Annotated in this window: 17 protein-coding genes; 11 read left to right on the top strand and 6 right to left on the bottom strand. The window is 63.3% G+C overall.

The window, feature by feature from the left end:
• Position 1: 1 nt before the first annotated feature.
• Positions 2-346, bottom strand: a complete 345-nt coding sequence (locus IPV69_RS21465; RefSeq protein WP_206291772.1) for a zinc ribbon domain-containing protein — start codon at positions 344-346, stop codon at positions 2-4.
• Positions 347-397: 51 nt separating this feature from the next.
• Positions 398-613 (bottom strand): lipoyl domain-containing protein, encoded by a 216-nt coding sequence (locus IPV69_RS21470; protein ID WP_206291773.1) that lies wholly within the window; start codon positions 611-613, stop codon positions 398-400.
• Positions 614-766: 153 nt separating this feature from the next.
• Here IPV69_RS21470 and IPV69_RS21475 point away from each other — a divergent pair, with 153 nt between their 5' ends.
• Positions 767-1,699, top strand: a complete 933-nt coding sequence (locus IPV69_RS21475) for a TIM barrel protein (RefSeq protein WP_206291774.1) — start codon at positions 767-769, stop codon at positions 1,697-1,699.
• A 56-nt stretch (positions 1,700-1,755) separates the two neighbouring features.
• On the opposite strand, the gene IPV69_RS21480 is transcribed toward IPV69_RS21475, so the two are convergent.
• Entirely contained in the window at positions 1,756-2,688 is a 933-nt protein-coding gene (locus IPV69_RS21480; protein ID WP_206291775.1) for a PP2C family protein-serine/threonine phosphatase, read from the bottom strand.
• 279 nt (positions 2,689-2,967) lie between these two features.
• On the opposite strand from IPV69_RS21480, the gene IPV69_RS21485 reads away from it, so the two are divergent.
• Both IPV69_RS21485 and queG read left to right on the top strand, forming a co-directional pair.
• The gene (locus tag IPV69_RS21485; RefSeq protein ID WP_206291776.1) at positions 2,968-3,369 is read left to right on the top strand and encodes a DnaJ family domain-containing protein; all 402 of its coding nucleotides are present in this window, start codon (positions 2,968-2,970) and stop codon (positions 3,367-3,369) included.
• Positions 3,370-3,383: 14 nt separating this feature from the next.
• The gene (queG, locus tag IPV69_RS21490; RefSeq protein WP_206291777.1) at positions 3,384-4,391 is read left to right on the top strand and encodes a tRNA epoxyqueuosine(34) reductase QueG; all 1,008 of its coding nucleotides are present in this window, start codon (positions 3,384-3,386) and stop codon (positions 4,389-4,391) included.
• Positions 4,392-4,630: 239 nt separating this feature from the next.
• Here queG and IPV69_RS21495 read toward each other — a convergent pair whose 3' ends face one another.
• On the bottom strand, positions 4,631-6,016 hold the full coding sequence (locus IPV69_RS21495) for a hypothetical protein (protein WP_206291778.1): 1,386 nt from the start codon (positions 6,014-6,016) through the stop codon (positions 4,631-4,633).
• Positions 6,017-6,168: 152 nt separating this feature from the next.
• Here IPV69_RS21495 and IPV69_RS21500 point away from each other — a divergent pair, with 152 nt between their 5' ends.
• The 4 genes from IPV69_RS21500 to IPV69_RS21515 all read left to right on the top strand — a co-directional run bounded on the left by IPV69_RS21500 (position 6,169) and on the right by IPV69_RS21515 (position 9,643).
• A complete protein-coding gene (locus IPV69_RS21500; RefSeq protein ID WP_206291779.1) occupies positions 6,169-6,609 on the top strand; it encodes a secondary thiamine-phosphate synthase enzyme YjbQ in 441 nt (146 codons plus the stop codon).
• Between the two features lie 111 nt (positions 6,610-6,720).
• Positions 6,721-7,986: a formylglycine-generating enzyme family protein gene (locus IPV69_RS21505; RefSeq protein WP_206291780.1), complete on the top strand. Its 1,266-nt coding sequence runs from the start codon at positions 6,721-6,723 to the stop codon at positions 7,984-7,986.
• Between the two features lie 354 nt (positions 7,987-8,340).
• On the top strand, positions 8,341-9,249 hold the full coding sequence (locus tag IPV69_RS21510; RefSeq protein WP_206291781.1) for a type II secretion system protein: 909 nt from the start codon (positions 8,341-8,343) through the stop codon (positions 9,247-9,249).
• Between the two features lie 43 nt (positions 9,250-9,292).
• Entirely contained in the window at positions 9,293-9,643 is a 351-nt protein-coding gene (locus tag IPV69_RS21515) for a hypothetical protein (protein ID WP_206291782.1), read from the top strand.
• Between the two features lie 192 nt (positions 9,644-9,835).
• Here the strand turns inward: IPV69_RS21515 and IPV69_RS21520 are convergent, their stop codons facing one another.
• Positions 9,836-10,228 (bottom strand): response regulator, encoded by a 393-nt coding sequence (locus tag IPV69_RS21520; protein ID WP_206291783.1) that lies wholly within the window; start codon positions 10,226-10,228, stop codon positions 9,836-9,838.
• A 227-nt stretch (positions 10,229-10,455) separates the two neighbouring features.
• Here IPV69_RS21520 and IPV69_RS21525 point away from each other — a divergent pair, with 227 nt between their 5' ends.
• The 4 genes from IPV69_RS21525 (at position 10,456) to IPV69_RS21540 (ending at position 13,937) form a co-directional block, all read left to right on the top strand.
• On the top strand, positions 10,456-11,016 hold the full coding sequence (locus IPV69_RS21525; RefSeq protein WP_206291784.1) for an NADH-quinone oxidoreductase subunit B: 561 nt from the start codon (positions 10,456-10,458) through the stop codon (positions 11,014-11,016).
• A 255-nt stretch (positions 11,017-11,271) separates the two neighbouring features.
• Positions 11,272-11,592, top strand: coding sequence for a hypothetical protein (locus IPV69_RS21530; RefSeq protein ID WP_206291785.1), 321 nt, complete (start codon positions 11,272-11,274; stop codon positions 11,590-11,592).
• Between the two features lie 385 nt (positions 11,593-11,977).
• On the top strand, positions 11,978-12,268 hold the full coding sequence (locus IPV69_RS21535) for a hypothetical protein (protein WP_206291786.1): 291 nt from the start codon (positions 11,978-11,980) through the stop codon (positions 12,266-12,268).
• 409 nt (positions 12,269-12,677) lie between these two features.
• Positions 12,678-13,937, top strand: coding sequence for a calcium-binding protein (locus tag IPV69_RS21540; RefSeq protein WP_206291787.1), 1,260 nt, complete (start codon positions 12,678-12,680; stop codon positions 13,935-13,937).
• Positions 13,938-14,116: 179 nt separating this feature from the next.
• On the opposite strand, the gene ilvC is transcribed toward IPV69_RS21540, so the two are convergent.
• Positions 14,117-15,136, bottom strand: coding sequence for a ketol-acid reductoisomerase (ilvC, locus tag IPV69_RS21545; protein ID WP_206291788.1), 1,020 nt, complete (start codon positions 15,134-15,136; stop codon positions 14,117-14,119).
• Positions 15,137-16,050: the final 914 nt, after the last annotated feature.

Genomic DNA, 16,050 nt, shown 5'->3' on the forward strand with positions numbered 1-16,050 from the left:
GCTAAACAGTTGTCTCGTTCTTCGCGCGTCTCCGATTCTTCCCCTTCGACTGCCTCTTCGTGTCGTCGCCGACGAGCGTCCCCAGGCCGACGACGAACATCGCGATCCCCAGGCCTAGCGCCACCCAGCTTCGCACGCCGGAAAGTGTGAAAAGGCCCAGGACGGCGAGCAGGCCACCCGAAATCCAAAGCGTCCAACCGACGATCGATTCCCGCTTCGACTTGGCCGATTCTGCGGATGCCGGAGTCGCCGGTTTGAACTCCAGGAGGTCGCTGCCGCATCGCGGGCAGTACATCGCCTGCTCAGGCACTGGCGTCGAACACTCGGGGCAGGCGTAGTCGGACATGTGGAGCCCTCGCACGGGTCGGGTTCGGGGTCGGGATCAGGGGTCGAGACATCAGGCCGACTCGTCCAGGTCGATCAGCGGCTCACCGGGATAAATCGCCGCACCCTCGGCGACAAGAAGCCGCCGTACGTGGCCGCTGCAATCGGCTTCTAGCTCGCCGCAGGCTTTGTCTGTCTCGATGTCTGCAATCACCTGCCCTTTGAGGATGTACTCGCCTTCCTTCACCCGCCATCTCGAAAGGATAAACGGGCCGCCTTGGAGCAACATTGGAGTGGAAATCGTCCTAGCCATTTCTTGGTTTAGTATAACCGGCTCCGGCCTTCCGCCGCATTTGCTTGGAGGACTTGTCCGGCACCGTTACTATCCGAAGGGAAGCCCGGTTCGTCTGGGCGATACCGCATCTCGCTCCGGAGGAACCCCATGCTCACTCGTCGCAACCTGCTCAAGTTCGCCGCCCTTTCGGCCGCCGGCACGGCCCTGGGCTGCTCAACCAGCACCACGTCCGCCGACCCGGTCGCGAAGGACAAGGTCAAAGCCCCGTTGTTCAAGATCTCGCTCGCCGAGTGGTCCTTCCACGTCGCGATGCTTAAGGACAAGTCGATGGACCACCTCGACTTCGCCAAGGTTGCCCGCACCGAGTTTGACATCGACGGCGTCGAGTACGTCAACCAGATGTTCATGGACAAGGCCACCAACCAAGCCTATCTCGCCGACATGAAGAAGCGTGCCGACGATCATGGCGTACGCAGCGTACTGATCATGTGCGATCGGGAAGGCGACCTCGGCGACCCCGACGAGGCCAAGCGCAAACTTGCCGTTGAAAACCACCACAAGTGGGCCGACGCTGCGAAGTTTCTCGGCTGCCACTCGATCCGCGTGAACGCCAAGAGCAAGGGGAGCTACGACGAGCAGAGCAAGCTCGCCGCCGACGGCCTGGCACGGCTCAGCGATTACTGCGCCAAGCTGGACCTTAACTGCATCGTCGAGAACCACGGCGGTCTCTCGAGCAATGGCGAATGGCTCGCCAAGACCATCAAGGCGACCGGCAAGAAGAACTGCGGCACACTCCCCGATTTCGGCAATTTCAAGGTCTCCCCGACCGAAGAATACGACCGCTACAAGGGCGTGACGGAGCTCATGCCCTTCGCCAAAGGCGTCAGCGCCAAAAGCCATGAGTTCGACGCGCAGGGCAACGAGACCAAAACCGATTACATCAAGATGATGAAAATCGTCCTCGGTGCCGGCTACCACAGCTACGTCGGCATCGAGTACGAAGGAACCAAGCTCGCAGAGCGCGACGGCATCAAGGCCACGCTCAACTTGCTCAAGCGCGTGCGGGAGCAGTTGGCGTAACCGACCCCAACGTATGGCAACGAATCCCCTCCTCCGGTACGCCGGAGGAGGGGAGTTCACACCGTCTCTTCGCCCCCGATTCCCATCACAAGCAGCGTCAGATCGTCCCGCGGATTCAGGCTGCCGACTTCGAAGTCGAGGTGACGGGCGATCTCGTAGATCAGCGCCTCGCCGCTGAGATGCCTTCGCTTGAAGAGCTCCTCACTGAATCGGTAAGGATCGGCGGTCTCGCTGTCGGGTGAGAACGCGACTTCGACGCCATCGGTGTAAAGCAGGACGCGATCCCCGGCGCCGAGTTGAATCGTTCGCGTTCGGTACTGCTCTCCTTCGAAGATACCAAGCAGGGAACCTTCGACCGGAATTGGCCTGGGCGGGTCGTCTCCGCGCAGCAGCATGGGCGTCGGATGGCCGGCGCTGGCCAGTTCCATCACCTGGGTCTGCAGGTCGAGCACCGCATAGCACGCCGTGCAAAACGTACCGGTCGCCAGGTTCTGCCCGGCGAGGGCGTCATTCAACCGGGCCAGCGTTTCGCCGGGATCCAGCAGACGGTAGGTCTGATTGCTGATCTCTTTCGTGACGAGCGAATGCTTGATGAACATCGTCAGCAGCGCCGCCGGTACGCCGTGCCCGACGGCATCGGCGATGTAGAACCCGACATGGTTCTCGTCGAGGCGGAAGATGTCGTAGATGTCCCCGCTGACATACCCTGCCGGACGCCAGAGGGCATTGAACCCGACAGTCCCGAATCTTGGCATCGACTTCGGAAGAAAGTCCTGCTGCAATCGTGCTGCCATCCGCAGCTCTTCGTCGATGCGCTGCATATGGAAGTTGACGGTCCGGTCGCGCTTGCGAAGCTGCTCCACTTCTTCACGGAGCGACGTCATTTCGCGCTCCACCGCGTCAAGTTGCTGCTCGATCACCTCCACCGGCGGCAAATCGGGAATCAGCCGCGACAGGTCGGGCAGCGGGGCGGTCGCGTCCGTCGGCATTGCCAAGTTCGGAAGGGACGACTGCCTCGTCCCGAGTTCCGCGGGTATTAAACTGATCATTGTCCGCTACCTTTCCCGGGTCGGCCACACAGCAGGCCATCCCAAGAGCGGTTTCGGATTGCCGCCGATCCCCCTTTGCCTCAAGTGCCGGGAATCATGCGGATTTCAAGGCTGATATGCGGCGGGACAGGCAATGCGCCGGTCTGACCACTACAGACGTAAAAGTCACCGACCGTTCGCGTCCGATCATTCGTGGGCGAAAGCACCTATAATCCGGCCATGTCGTTGAAGGACATTGACCTCGGTGCCGCGCTGCATCGCCTGGCCGACCGCAAGATCGAGCAGGCGATCAAGGACGGAAAGTTCGACCGCCTGGAAGGTGCCGGCAAGCCACTCGACCTCGAGCCCATGCCGGCCGAAGAGAACGCAAGGCTCACCTGGTGGGCCCTTCGGCTGTTGAAGCAGAACGACTTCATCCCGCACGAAGTGCAGTGGCTGAAGCAGATCGAGCAACTGAAAGAGAAGCTGGAGCAAACGACCGACGACACGCAGGTCGTTCACCTGGTGGCGGCGATCAACCGGCTGGTCTTCCAGTTGAACACACTCGGCACGAACGCGATTAGCGGCCCGGTGGCACAGGTGTCGCTGGAGGCCGAGCGTGCGAAGCGAAGAACGCCATAGCAGCGGCACCGGGTATGCGCAACCCCATCGATCAACTTCGCGATGCCACCCTCGCCCGCGCCGTCAAGGCCAAAGCGACCGAGCTCGGCTTCGACCTCGTCGGCATCGCGCCGGCCGATCCTTCACGCTTTGCGGCGTTCTTCCGTCGCTGGCTCGACGAAGGCCGGCAGGGGGAGATGGCGTACCTCGCCGACCGGTTCGACGAGCGGGTCGACCCGCGCCGGTATCTGCCTGAAGCCAGGTCGGTCATCTGCGTCGCCCGCAACTATTACAGCACGCTCGAACCCATTCCCGAAGCCGACCGCCAGCGCCATGGCCGCATCGCCCGCTATGCCCTGGGCAAGGATTACCACAGCCATCTGAAGGACAAGCTCTACGATCTGGCCGACTGGCTTCGCGAAACTGTCCCGGGCTCGCAAACCCGCAGCAGCGTCGATACCGCACCGGTTATGGAGCGAGAGATGGCCGCCCGCGCGGGCATCGGATGGGTGGGTAAGAACACCTGCATCATTCACCCCCGCGTCGGATCGTATCTGCTGCTCGGCCAGGTGCTGACGACGATCGACCTGCCCATCGACGAACCCGAGCCTGACCACTGCGGCACCTGCACCCGCTGTATCGACGCCTGCCCCACGCAGGCGATCACCGGCCCGTATCAGCTCGACGCCCGGCGGTGCATCTCGTACCTCACAATCGAACACACCGGCGATATCGCTCCGGAGCTGGCGTCGCAGATGGGCGATTGGGTCTTCGGTTGCGACATCTGCCAGGACGTGTGCCCGCACAACCGACAGCCGCCGGAGACAACCGATGCGGCGCTACGGCCGAGAATCCCGACCGGATCCATCGAAGTCGACCGCGCACGGCACTGGTCAATGGACGAGTACCACGCCGGGACACGCCACACGGCCATGCGGCGGGTGAAGCTGCCGCAATTCCAGCGCAACGCGGCGATCGCATTCGAGAACCTGTCGCGGGCGAAAGACGCGATCGACACGGTCGCACGACAGCACGATGGGTAACTCGAAGAGAGTGAACCACAGATGCGCACAGATGGGCACAGATAAGATGCAGGCCATCACAACGAATGGCACGCTCTTTCGTGTGTCTTTTCATACACGCGCCATTGAGAAGGCTTTTCGGCACGCGGGCAGGTTCTGCCAGAACTATCGCCTTCAAGTCTTATCTGTGCCCATCTGTGTGCATCTGTGGTTCATCCCGGACTGCGCCGTTGGTCGCGACATCGGCATCATCTGCACGCTCATCGAGCCGCTGACATCTCGTTCCACGCCGAGCGGATTGTCCCCAGTATTCCGCCTGCCTTGGCGTCGGGACCGGCTTCGTCCGAGGCTCCTCGCTCTGTCAGAAGGGCATCGGGCATGAAGCCCGAAACAACGAGCGCGAGCCGGCGATTCATCGGCATCGCGGCGTTCCATGCATCGCTGCTTCGCTTGGCGCCGGCCTGAGTCACGCGCTCGATCGCTGCGAACAACTCTTTGGTACGCGTCGGCGCGTCCGGCCCGGCTGTGGGGACCGGATCGCCGAAGACGCCCGGCGACTCGGGTCGGGGCGGGACGATCGGCTGGAGCTTCGTGTCATACCGGTGATACCACTGCTGCTGCGCGTCCCGACCCAGTGTCGAGATCGCATCACGGGCAACCTTCAGCATCTCCCCGAATCGGCCTTCCTGCTGAACCAGATAGCCTGCCAGCGCCACCTCCAGCGCGTATCGCGACGACAGCAGGTCCACGCAGATCGGTACAGATTCAAGGCGTGTCAGCGCGTCCCCGTCGAGCTTGCACATCGTCGGCCAGAGCGCCCGGACCGGCGGCAAACCGGCGCTCAGGCGGCAGAACCCGAGCATGTCGGCCGCCCGAGTGAACGACAGGTGCAGTTGGCGTTCCGGCGTCCACTGCCCGCGCGCGTCTTCCCCGCTGAGCACTTCACCGCCCAGCAGCGTGACCAGGGCCGCATTGCGATGGTCGGTCTGATTGAGCACGAGCAGGCGCGACCCCTGCCCCTTGGCTGCGTCGGGCGGAACAAGGTTGGGCCAACCGCCAGCGCGCGACTGCTGCCCCGAGAGCCAGTACGCGGCCTTCAGCGAAGGGCCCCGCAGGCGTGCGTCCTGTTTCGGCTGCGACGCGAGGATGGACAGCAGTGTCGCAAGCGCGGCACAGGTCGGCCGGCGGTCGGGGACGTCGGCCGCATCGTCCTTGGTGCCGCCGAAGGCACCCATGACGCCGAGGCTACGGATCTGCCCGGTGCGGGTCTGAACAGCAAGCAGCCCACGACCTGCCTCGATTGATGCCGCAGTGAACTTCTCGGCCGCATAGGTCTCACCCACCAGGTGCAGCAGCATCCCGGCGGATGCGGTCAGCGTCGCGTTTATCTCCGGGGGTCGCCCCTTGGGGCGGGCGCGGTTCAGGTCGATCCCCTCGACCTCTTCATTCCAGCCGAAGCCATATGGCGAACGCACCGCCCTGGCGAGCAATGCTTCGCACCGATCGGCGACCGCCGTCGGCAAGACACGGCGGGATGCCGGGGTTGTCGCCGGCGGGGGACCGTCTGCGCGCAGCGATCCGGGCCAAAGGATCGCGCCAGCGGCCGAGGCGAGAAAGGACCTTCGCTGGATTCTCACACTCGGCATCGTCGCAACGTTGTCGCGTGATGTCGAGATCAACAAACGGCAGACCGGCATCGAAAGTGAAGCGTCTGGCGAAATACCCGCCTTCCACACCGCTTGTCACCGCGTCTCAATCTTGGTCAAGTGTTCGGCGCGATTGCGAGGAGGAAACGGTCATGGCTGTCTACCGATTTACCATTGCGCTGGCCACCGAAGGCAATGCGCAGATCATCAACCTACAGCCCGAGATCGCGCGCAAGCTCCAGGAGGTCTCCGCGACCGCACCGGGGATAGCCAAGGGCCCGGCGATGTTGTCGCTGTTTGTCGTCGGCTCGACCGCGGCGCTGACGACGCTCGAGTTCGAAGTCGGCCTGGTGAAGCACGATCTTCCCGCGCTTCTGCAGAAACTTGTCCCCGACGACGCCCGCTACGAGCACGAAGCCACCTGGCACGATGACAACGGCCACTCGCATCTTCGGGCGGCACTGCTCGGCCCGAGCCTGTCGGTTCCGCTTCAGGACGGGCGGATGATGACCGGGGAATATCAGCAGGTCGTCCTGGTCGAACTCGATACCCGCCCCCGCAAACGCACGATCATTGGTACGATCTACATGTAGGACTGGCGTTCCGAGCCCTCTTCCACCAACCGCGGACAGCCCGGCTGTGCTGCAGATGCCTGCTCCGCCACAATAGTTCAAGGTGTTCGACGTCTTCCTGTCTGGTGAACCATGGCCCAACGGCACTCGCGCGATAACAACTCGTCATCCACCCAGTCCGGCGGATTCGGCTCCTTCATCGTACTGCTGGTGGTGGCGGCGCTGGGCGCCGCGATCGTGATCGCCCGGCCCTGGACGTGGGGTCAGACCGCCGCCAACCCCACCACCAAGCCCGCCGGCGAAGAAGAAGGCATCAAGGCCTGCTGCCTCAAGATGCCCGACCACTTCACGCATTCTGATAATGGCGGCCCTCCGGGCATGGTCTGGATTCCCGGCGGCACTTTCGCCATGGGCGACTCCCGCGGCGACGGGTTTGAGTGGGAACGCCCGGTCCACCCCGTCACCATCGACGGCTTCTACATGGACATCTACGAGGTCACCAACGCCCAGTGGCAGGCATTCGTCGATGCGACGGGTTTCGTCACGACGGCCGAGAAAGTGCCGGACCTGCGCGAGATCATGAAGCAGCTCCCGCCCGGCACGCCGCCCCCGCCCAAGGACAGTCTCAAGGCCGGTTCGCTGGTGTTCCGCAAGACGCGCGGCCCCGTGCCGACCGATGGTTCCAACTGGTTCCAGTGGTGGGAATTTGTCGGCGGTGCCAACTGGCAGCACCCGACCGGCCCCGGGTCTGACATCAAGGGCAAAGAGTACTACCCTGTCGTCCACATCTGTTGGGACGACGCCGTCGCGTACTGCAAATGGGCCGGCAAGCGCCTGCCGACCGAAGCCGAATGGGAGTTCGCCGCACGAGGCGGGCTCGACAAGAAGCCTTACACCTGGGGCGATGACCCCTTCGACCCGAAGAAGTCCCACGCGAACATCTGGCAGGGCAAGTTCCCGTACGAAAACAGCCTGGAGGACGGCTACGACACTGCCGCCCCCGTCGGCCAGTACAAGCCCAACAACTACGGCCTGTACGACATGGCGGGCAACGTCTGGGAATGGGCCAGCGACTGGTTCAGCCCGTTGACCTACGGCGAACAGGCCGCCGGCGGAAAGACGGCCGTCAACCCGCAGGGCCCCGACCAAAGCGTCGACCCCGACGGCGCGGGCGTGCCCAAGCGATCGATCCGCGGCGGATCGTTCCTGTGCAGCGATTCGTATTGCTCCTCGTACCGACCCAGTGCGCGAATGCACACCAGCCCCGACTCCGGCACCAATCACCAGGGGCTTCGCACCGTCATGACCAAGGCGCAGTGGGAAGAGGCCAAGGCCAAACGCCTCGCCACAACCCGTCCGACGTCGGCCGCCGTGCCCGCGACTTCACCGTCGAAGTAATCGCCCGCGTCGGTCACCACCTCGCGGCGGACCTCGCCGCACCCCACGCCCGGCACACCGGTACGTTCGCCCAGGCGTTAACGGTCTGAGCAAGCGCCGGCGCTCCCTGCGCGCCTTTCATAGCGGCCGTCCACCCCAAACACGCCAAGTTGCAAGCGTCGCGGCTTGCGGTCGCGCCCATCCGTATCAGGGAAAGCCTCCAGTCATTTATACATGATTGCCATAGGTGATTTACTTATTTTAATCTTGACCGGCCAGTACTGGGAATCCTAACCTAACCCCCATCGGAGGGCTCTTCATTATCCACGTCCGATCTGCCCGGCCCGATATCAAGTCCCTGTCGTTGGAGGTTTTATGTCCGTTCCTTACCGCAGGAGTCGTCGCGGCTTTACGCTCGTCGAACTCCTTGTCGTGATCGGCATCATTGCGCTGCTGATCTCTATTCTGCTCCCCAGCTTGAACCGGGCGCGCGAGCAGGCGAACCGCATCAAGTGTGCCAGCAATCTGCGGCAGCTGGCGATGGCCGGGATCATGTACGCCAACCAGAGCACCCGGGAAAAGGGCAGGTTCCCCCGCACCTACTTCAACAACACCGAGGACGGCGTCAGCCGCAGCCCGACCGCCGGCAACAGCGCACCCGACGCGTTTACCGGCAGTTCCGGCACGGTAGGCAACAACAACATCGCGGCGTCTTTCTTTCATCTGCTCAAGGCAAGCGACCTGACGCCAGAGGCATTCCTGTGCCCAAGCACCAACGCCACGCGAGCCTGGCAGGGGGCCGAGATCCAGAAGAAGTCGAACTGGCTCGCGACGGGCAAGTTCAATACGGTCTGCTCGTACAGCTACAACACCCCGTTTGGTTCTCCCAACAGTGCGGTAACGGCCGGCTGGAAGTTTGACGTCACGCTCAGCCCCGATCACCCGTTTGCCGCCGACATGAACCCCGGCACCAGCGGGGAATCCACCGGCGGTTACGGCCCTAATGCCGTCGGCCAGTTCCCCTACACCGCGCCCAAGAAGGACATGGCGCGGATGAACTCCAACAACCACAACGGCGACGGCCAACAGGTCGCGTACGTCGACGGCCACGTGGAATGGCAGGATTCTCCGTTCTGCGGATCGCCGTCTCCGACATCCCCCTTCCGCGACATGATCTACATGAGCCGCATCTCCCCGTTCGACAAGAACACAGGGACCGGCGGAAGTTTCGGCAAGGCGATGGATCGCTACGACGCCCTGATGCTCCCGACCGACGACGATTGACCGCGACCGTCGGCATCCAACCCCGCAAACAAGGAACACAACCATGAAGTTCAACACTGTCCGTAAATGCCTCGCCGTCGTCGTGCTGATGTCCGTTGTCGTCCCGCTCGCCGGGTGCGGCAAGAGCGAGCAGGTCGCCGCGCCGCCGCCCGCTTACGAGGGGCAGTACAAGAACGCCCGTGGGGCGACTGTTCTTGAGATCAAGGACGGCAAAGCAATGTTCACCGACCCGCGCACGCGGGCGAAGGTCGAAGCACCGTTTTCCCCGGCCGGTGACAAGCTGATGATCGAGAGCGCCAGCGGTACCTTCACGCTGACATTCCAGGCCCCCGACACCATCACCGGCCTGCCGGCCACGATCGCCGGCACCACGGATCCGCTCAAGAAGTCGTAGGGACACCGGTACGAAGACGTCCCGTCCCCGATATGCAATGCTGAACGCCGAAACGCCTCGATCCTTCGATCGAGGCGTTTCGGCGATTGCAATATCTATGTTCCGCGTATGAGCCGATCGCGAACACTGCCCAGCCGACCGGCTCTATCGTCGCACACTCCGGTCGGGCGGAGACTCCGCGAACGGCACCCGTCAAACCGCCGGGGCGAGGCGTTCGCCGCTGCCGGTGAGCGCGCGGATTTTGGCCGAAAGCTCGCTGACCTGGGTTTCGCCCTTCAAGAGGACCTCCACCGCGCCCAGGTCCCGTGCCTGTTGCAGCGTCATCGCGTTCGGCGAACCGCTGAACACCAATACGGGCACCGTCCGCCAAAGCATGTTCTGGCGAAGGCGCTTGAGCACCTCGATCCCGTTCATCCGCGGCATGTTGATGTCGAGAATAATCAGGTCCGGTGGACGGTTGGCGACGTATCCGATCGCCTGCAAACCGTCGTCGGCGGCGAGCACCTCAAACCCCTCCTTGCGGAGCGCCCGGCTCAGCGACGAGCGCATTGCCGGTGCATCATCGATCACGAGAATCTTGGTCATTGCCTTTCCCTCTGTTGATTCGGCCGCCCGATAAGCCCGCGGGCTGCCGCTGTTCAACCACCGTAGGCCACCTCAGCAACTCCAGGCCAGCATGACGGCGATTTCATTCGAGGGCAGTAGGTGGCAGGCAGTACGCAGAGAAATACATACAATACCGGTGGAGATGCGATTGCCGCCTCTTCACTGCGTACTGCTTACTGCGTATTGCCTACTTTTTAGGTCCCCGAATGTCCTGGATCGAAAACCGCTTCGAAGAAGGCCTGATCGTCACGAGCCTCGACTTCGTCATCAACTGGGGCCGCAAGAACTCCATCTGGCCGATGACGTTCGGGCTGGCGTGCTGCGCGATTGAGATGATGGCCGTCGGTGCGTCGCGGTTCGACCTCGACCGCTTCGGTGCTGGCGCGTTCCGCGCCACGCCGCGACAGGCCGACCTGATGATCGTCGCGGGGACCGTCAACTATAAGATGGCCAGCCGCGTCAAACGGCTCTACCAGCAAATGCCCGATCCGAAGTACGTCATCGCGATGGGCGCGTGCACCGTAGGCGGCGGGCCGTACTTCAAATACGGGTACAACGTCGTCAAAGGCGTGGACCTGATCGTGCCGGTCGATGTGTACGTCCCCGGATGTCCTCCCCGGCCCGAAGCGCTGATGGAAGGCATCATGCGGCTGCAGGACAAGATCGCCGCCCAGACGATCGGCATGCCCAAGGGCACCAGGGCCGCCGCCAAACGCAAACGCGACAAGGATGGCGCGTTCGTCCTGCCCGGCGGCGTGCCGGCGTGAGAGGCGAGTAGCACTGGTGCATCCGGTGCCCGGGAAATCTAAAGACTCGCGGAAGTTCGATTTCGCCACGAAGGCACGAAGAGCACGAAGGCCACGAAGAAGCATCAGGAAATGACGGCACCCACAAAAAGGTAGTTCCGTTTCTGCCTCTTCTTCGTGACCTTCGTGGCTTCGTGCCCGTCATGGCGAGACCGGACTTCGAACCAACACCCTTCGAGATCAGCACCTCGCAGCACGCGTATAGTTCCTCCACCGATGCCGCTGGCTCATTTCGAAGCGATTGATCTCTCCGACAGTTCCAAGACCTGGATCGTGGTCGCGCTGATGTTCCCCGGTGCGGTCATCGTGTTCGGGCTCATGATTACCTACCTGCTTCGCCGACCGGGCAAGCTTGATGAGCCGTCGCCGGGCGAGCCGGGCTATTACCGCGTGCTCGGTCTCGACGCCACGACCGGACTGAAGCGCGAATCCCTCATCCACGCCGACAGTCGCCAGTCGGCCGAGGGCCAGGCCCGCCTTCAAGGCATCGTCGTGACGGAGATTGAACCCGCCGGCTCCCCGGACGAACCGGTGTGAGATGCCGGGGCAATGAGTCGGCCCACCCGGGACCGCCGAGCTCCAGCTCGGCATCTTAGGTTTCTATCGAGCGCGCAGTGAGGCGCTTCCAACGCAGGCCGAGCTGGAGCTCAGCGTTCCCAAAGCCCCTCACACGGCCAACTCGACGCGGTCCGTGACGAACTGGCCCTCGTTTTCACCCGCTTCAAAACTCGGACAATTTACGCCATTTCATGTCGTCGCCACGCGCCTCGCTCAGAACGATTCGCAGGCGAAAACCAGTGAATTGCGGCTCATGCCTTCATAGCGGCCCCGGCGGCATCATGTTTGCCATGGTGCTTCACGAGTGCGGTGCGACCGATGCCCCGCCCCGACCAGTGAACTCTAACCCGAAGGAGTGACCCCAATGTCACGCATCGTCGAACAAGTCCGCGAATTCGCCGAACGCCATGTCCCCTCGAGCGACCGCGAAGGCGGCCTGGCCCGACCGATCGAAGAAATCACCTCGAAGCTGCCGAGCGACACCTGGCTGTGGCTGGGCTACGGCTCGATCGCCGCCTCCATCACGCTCAAGCTGATGGGCCGCGGCCGCGATGCCAACTTCGTCGGCATGTGGGCCCCGGTCTTCCTGATCCACGGCGTGTACAACAAAATCGTCAAGACCCAGGGCCACGACAAGTACGATCAGCGAGACTGAACCACCCGCTACGCGACGACACCTCGAACGCCCGCGAAAGCAACGATGCTTCCGCGGGCGTTTGCACAGGGTGGGATAGCTCCGACGCCGCAAAAAAACCACCACGGAGTTCATCACCAGGCCTCTGGCCGCTCTCCGAGGCGATGAACCTTCGTACCGCGCCAGGCTTGAACGCCAAGGCGCCGAGACGCCAAGAGTTGTCTTGCCTCGGATTGCGTCCTTGGCGTCTCGGCGTCTTGGCGTTCATCGCGTCTGTTTTCGGAGTACGTCCAGTCCGAGGGGCACATGCCCCAAACCGGGCTGCCCACCTCAGGTATTCGCCCCGACAGCCAATGCACCTCATGTTTCTCCCAGCGGATGACAGCGTGTTGTACCGCCTGCTCGTCAGACCCCTTTTGGGAGACCACCCATGTTCGAAACCCTCGAAAACCGCAAGCTTTTCGCCGTCACCGCGTCGGCGTTCCACGACACCCTGTACGTCTGGGGCGACAACAACCAGAACGGGCTCAGCGTCGAGAAGCAGGGCACCGATCTGGTCGTGAAGAAGTACGTCGGCGGCGGGCATGCTGGTTACGAAGAATTCTTCCGCGTCGCCGCAAGCGATGTCAGCTACATCCGCATGTACGGCTACGACGGCGCCGACACCATGACCGTCGCCGACAACGTCACCGAAGAAGCCACCCTCATGGGCGGCAAGGGCGGCGACTACCTCAAAGGCGGCGGGGGCATGAGCTATCTGTGGGGCCACGGCAACTTTGCCGGCGACCCCAACCACGGCCCGACATCCGATGACAGCGCCGCCGACATCCTCGTGAGTGGCAAGGGCTACGCCGTCCATTACGGCCAGAAGGGCAACGACAGCTTCTACACCGACAACACCGCCGGCAGCGGCTACGACGTGATGAACGGCGGCGACGGCAACGACAACTTCAACATCTCCGGCAGCGGCAACACCGCCTACGCGTTCGGCGAAGCCGGCAACGACACCTTCACCGCCACCCAGGCCGCCACCCAGAACGCCAGCTTCTACGGCGGCGCGGGCTACGACACGGTGGACTACAGCGCCTGGACCAGTGCCGTCTACGTTAGCCCCAACGGCACCGACTACAGCGGCCTGCGCTACGGCACCCGCCGGCACGTCATCCAGTCCGACGTCGAAGCCGTCAAGGGCGGCAGCGCCGGCGACTACTTCAATGGCTCCAGCGGCAACAACACCTTCTACGGGAACGCCGGCAACGACACGATGTACGGCAACGCCGGGGCCGACATCCTGCTCGGCGGAGCCGGCAACGACTCACTCTACGGCGGCAGCGGCAACGACTTCGTCAACGGCGAAGCCGGCAATGACACCCTCTACGGTGACAGCGGCGACGACGACCTGTTCGGCGGCACCGGCCAGGACGACATGCACGGCGGCTCCGGCAACGACGACCTCTATGGCGAAGCCGACAGCGACTGGCTCTACGGCGACAGCGGCAACGACACCCTCGTCGGCGGCACCGGCGCCGACTACCTCGTCAGCCACGACGGCGTCTTCGGCAACGACATCATCTTCGGCGACAACAAGGACGGCACCGGCGCAGGTTCCGGCGTCTGGGACGTCGCCTACATCGACAGCGGCTGGCCGTTGCCCGACTTCACCTTCGGCGTCGAGAGCATCAGCTTCTAGCATTTTTTGTGGTGCGGGCTTCAGCCTGCACCGAAATGTGCAGGCTGAAGCCCGCACCACAATCAATCCTCATTCAGCCCCGCCAACAGCAGGGCGGCCGAGCCACCGAGAATACAAACACGCCGGCGATCGCTCGCCGGCGTGTTGCTTCTTTGTCTGGTCCGCACGGGCATGGGCACTCACGCCTTCGGCGGTTCCTTCGCCTTGAGCCAGGGCATCATCTTCCGCAGTTTGCGGCCGGTGACTTCGACGGGGTGGGTGTTGTCGGCTTCGTACAGCCGCTTGAAGTTCTTCATGCCGGTTTCGTACTCGGTCCGCCAGCCCTTGGCGAACGTGCCGTTCTGGATCTCGGTCAGCACCTTTTTCATCTCCGCCTTGGTCTGGTCGGTGATGATGCGCGGGCCGGTGATCAGATCGCCCCACTCGGCGGTGTTGCTGATGCTGTACCGCATGTAATCCAGGCCGCCCTGGTAAATCAGGTCGACGATCAGCTTCACTTCATGGACGCACTCGAAGTACGCCATCTCCGGCGGGTAGCCGGCTTCGGTGAGGGTCTCGAAGCCCGCCTTGATGAGGGCCGAGAGGCCGCCGCACAGGACGACCTGTTCGCCGAAGAGGTCGGTTTCGCACTCGTCTTTGAAGGTGGTTTCGATGATGCCCGAGCGGGCGCCGCCGACACCGTTGGCCCAGGCCAGGCCGGTGGCGCGGGCGTTGCCGGTGGGGTCCTGGTGGACGGCCAGCAGGCAGGGGACGCCGCCGCCTTTTTCGAACTCCGACCGCACCAGGTGTCCCGGGCCCTTGGGGGCGACGAGGATCACGTCGACATCGGTCGGCGGGGTGATGGTCTTGAAGTGGACGTTAAAGCCGTGGGTGACGCCGAGCGTCTTGCCCGCCTTGAGGTGCGGGGCGATCGACTTGTTGTAGACCTCGGGCTGGACTTCGTCGGGCAGGGTGATGATCGCCAGGTCGGCGGCTTTGACGGCGTCTTCGACGCTCATCGGGTCGAAGCCCTTTTCGATCGCGAGCCGGCCGTTGGCCGAGTCGCGGCGATTGGCGACGATCACCTTCAGGCCGCTGTCGCGCATGTTCTGGGCGTGGGCATGGCCCTGCGACCCGAAACCGAGAATCGCGATCGTCTTGCCCTTAAGGCCGTCGATCGGGGCGTCCTGTTCATAAACCATCTTGAGGGGTTCTGGCATCGGAAAGTTCCTCCAGACCGGCGAACCCTCCGAAGCCGTCGGAAATCGTCGCTGCGGTCGAATAGCACTGGAAAAATCGAGTCGAGCAGTCTAAACGCCGGGGGAGTGGGTGTCAAAAGAGCGGAGTAGACAGTAGTCAGTAGTCAGTAGTCGGAAGGCGGAAAAGAACCGTGGCGTGAAATCGAAGCGGCACCTGCGTCCTGACTACTGACTACTGACTACTGCCCCCGACCTACTTCCCTTCCGACCGACATCGCGTAGAATGTGAGCAGTTGATTCAACTGACGTTTCGGAGCCGCGATTTCGGCGGCCGCGGCGCGGTTGACGGACGGCAAGCCTCTTAAGCGGAAGGCTTTCCGGCCGACAGAAGGCCCCTTGTGACAAGCGCAAACCGGAGAGAAATCGTCGCCGACTCCCTCTGAGACGGCACAGTATTTGGGCGGACAACCCTACTGATGCGGGCTATCAGGCCATGTGGCCGATCGGCACCCCATCTCCCGCCCGTCCGGCGCGCTTGCGATACGATCTTGAACTGACGCCCGATCGATTCCGTGCAGAACTTCCTGCCCATCCTCGCAACCCTCACCCTTGCCGCCGGCCTGTATGCGCCGGTCGCCAGGGCTGTGGTGGTGCGTCGGTCGGCGGGGCACCTGCCCGGCTCATCGTGCGTCGTCACGGACCGGGTATCGACCCGGCCGACAGCGCAGCACCCCGTCGACATTCGAACGTCGGCAGCGGTGCAGGAACTGGAGTGCGGCGCGACCTTGGCTGGGCCCGTTCGGCCGGCTGATCCTGTCGCCCGCGCGCTCGAATCCGGATGGTGGCTTACACCACCAGGTGGTTCGCCGAGTGGCTGCGTTGCGCGCCTTACGCGCGGAATGCCGACACCAGGTGAATCGGTTGTACTGGATGGC

The sequence above is a fragment of the Humisphaera borealis genome, assembly GCF_015169395.1.
Classification (GTDB): Bacteria; Planctomycetota; Phycisphaerae; order Tepidisphaerales; family Tepidisphaeraceae; genus Humisphaera; species Humisphaera borealis.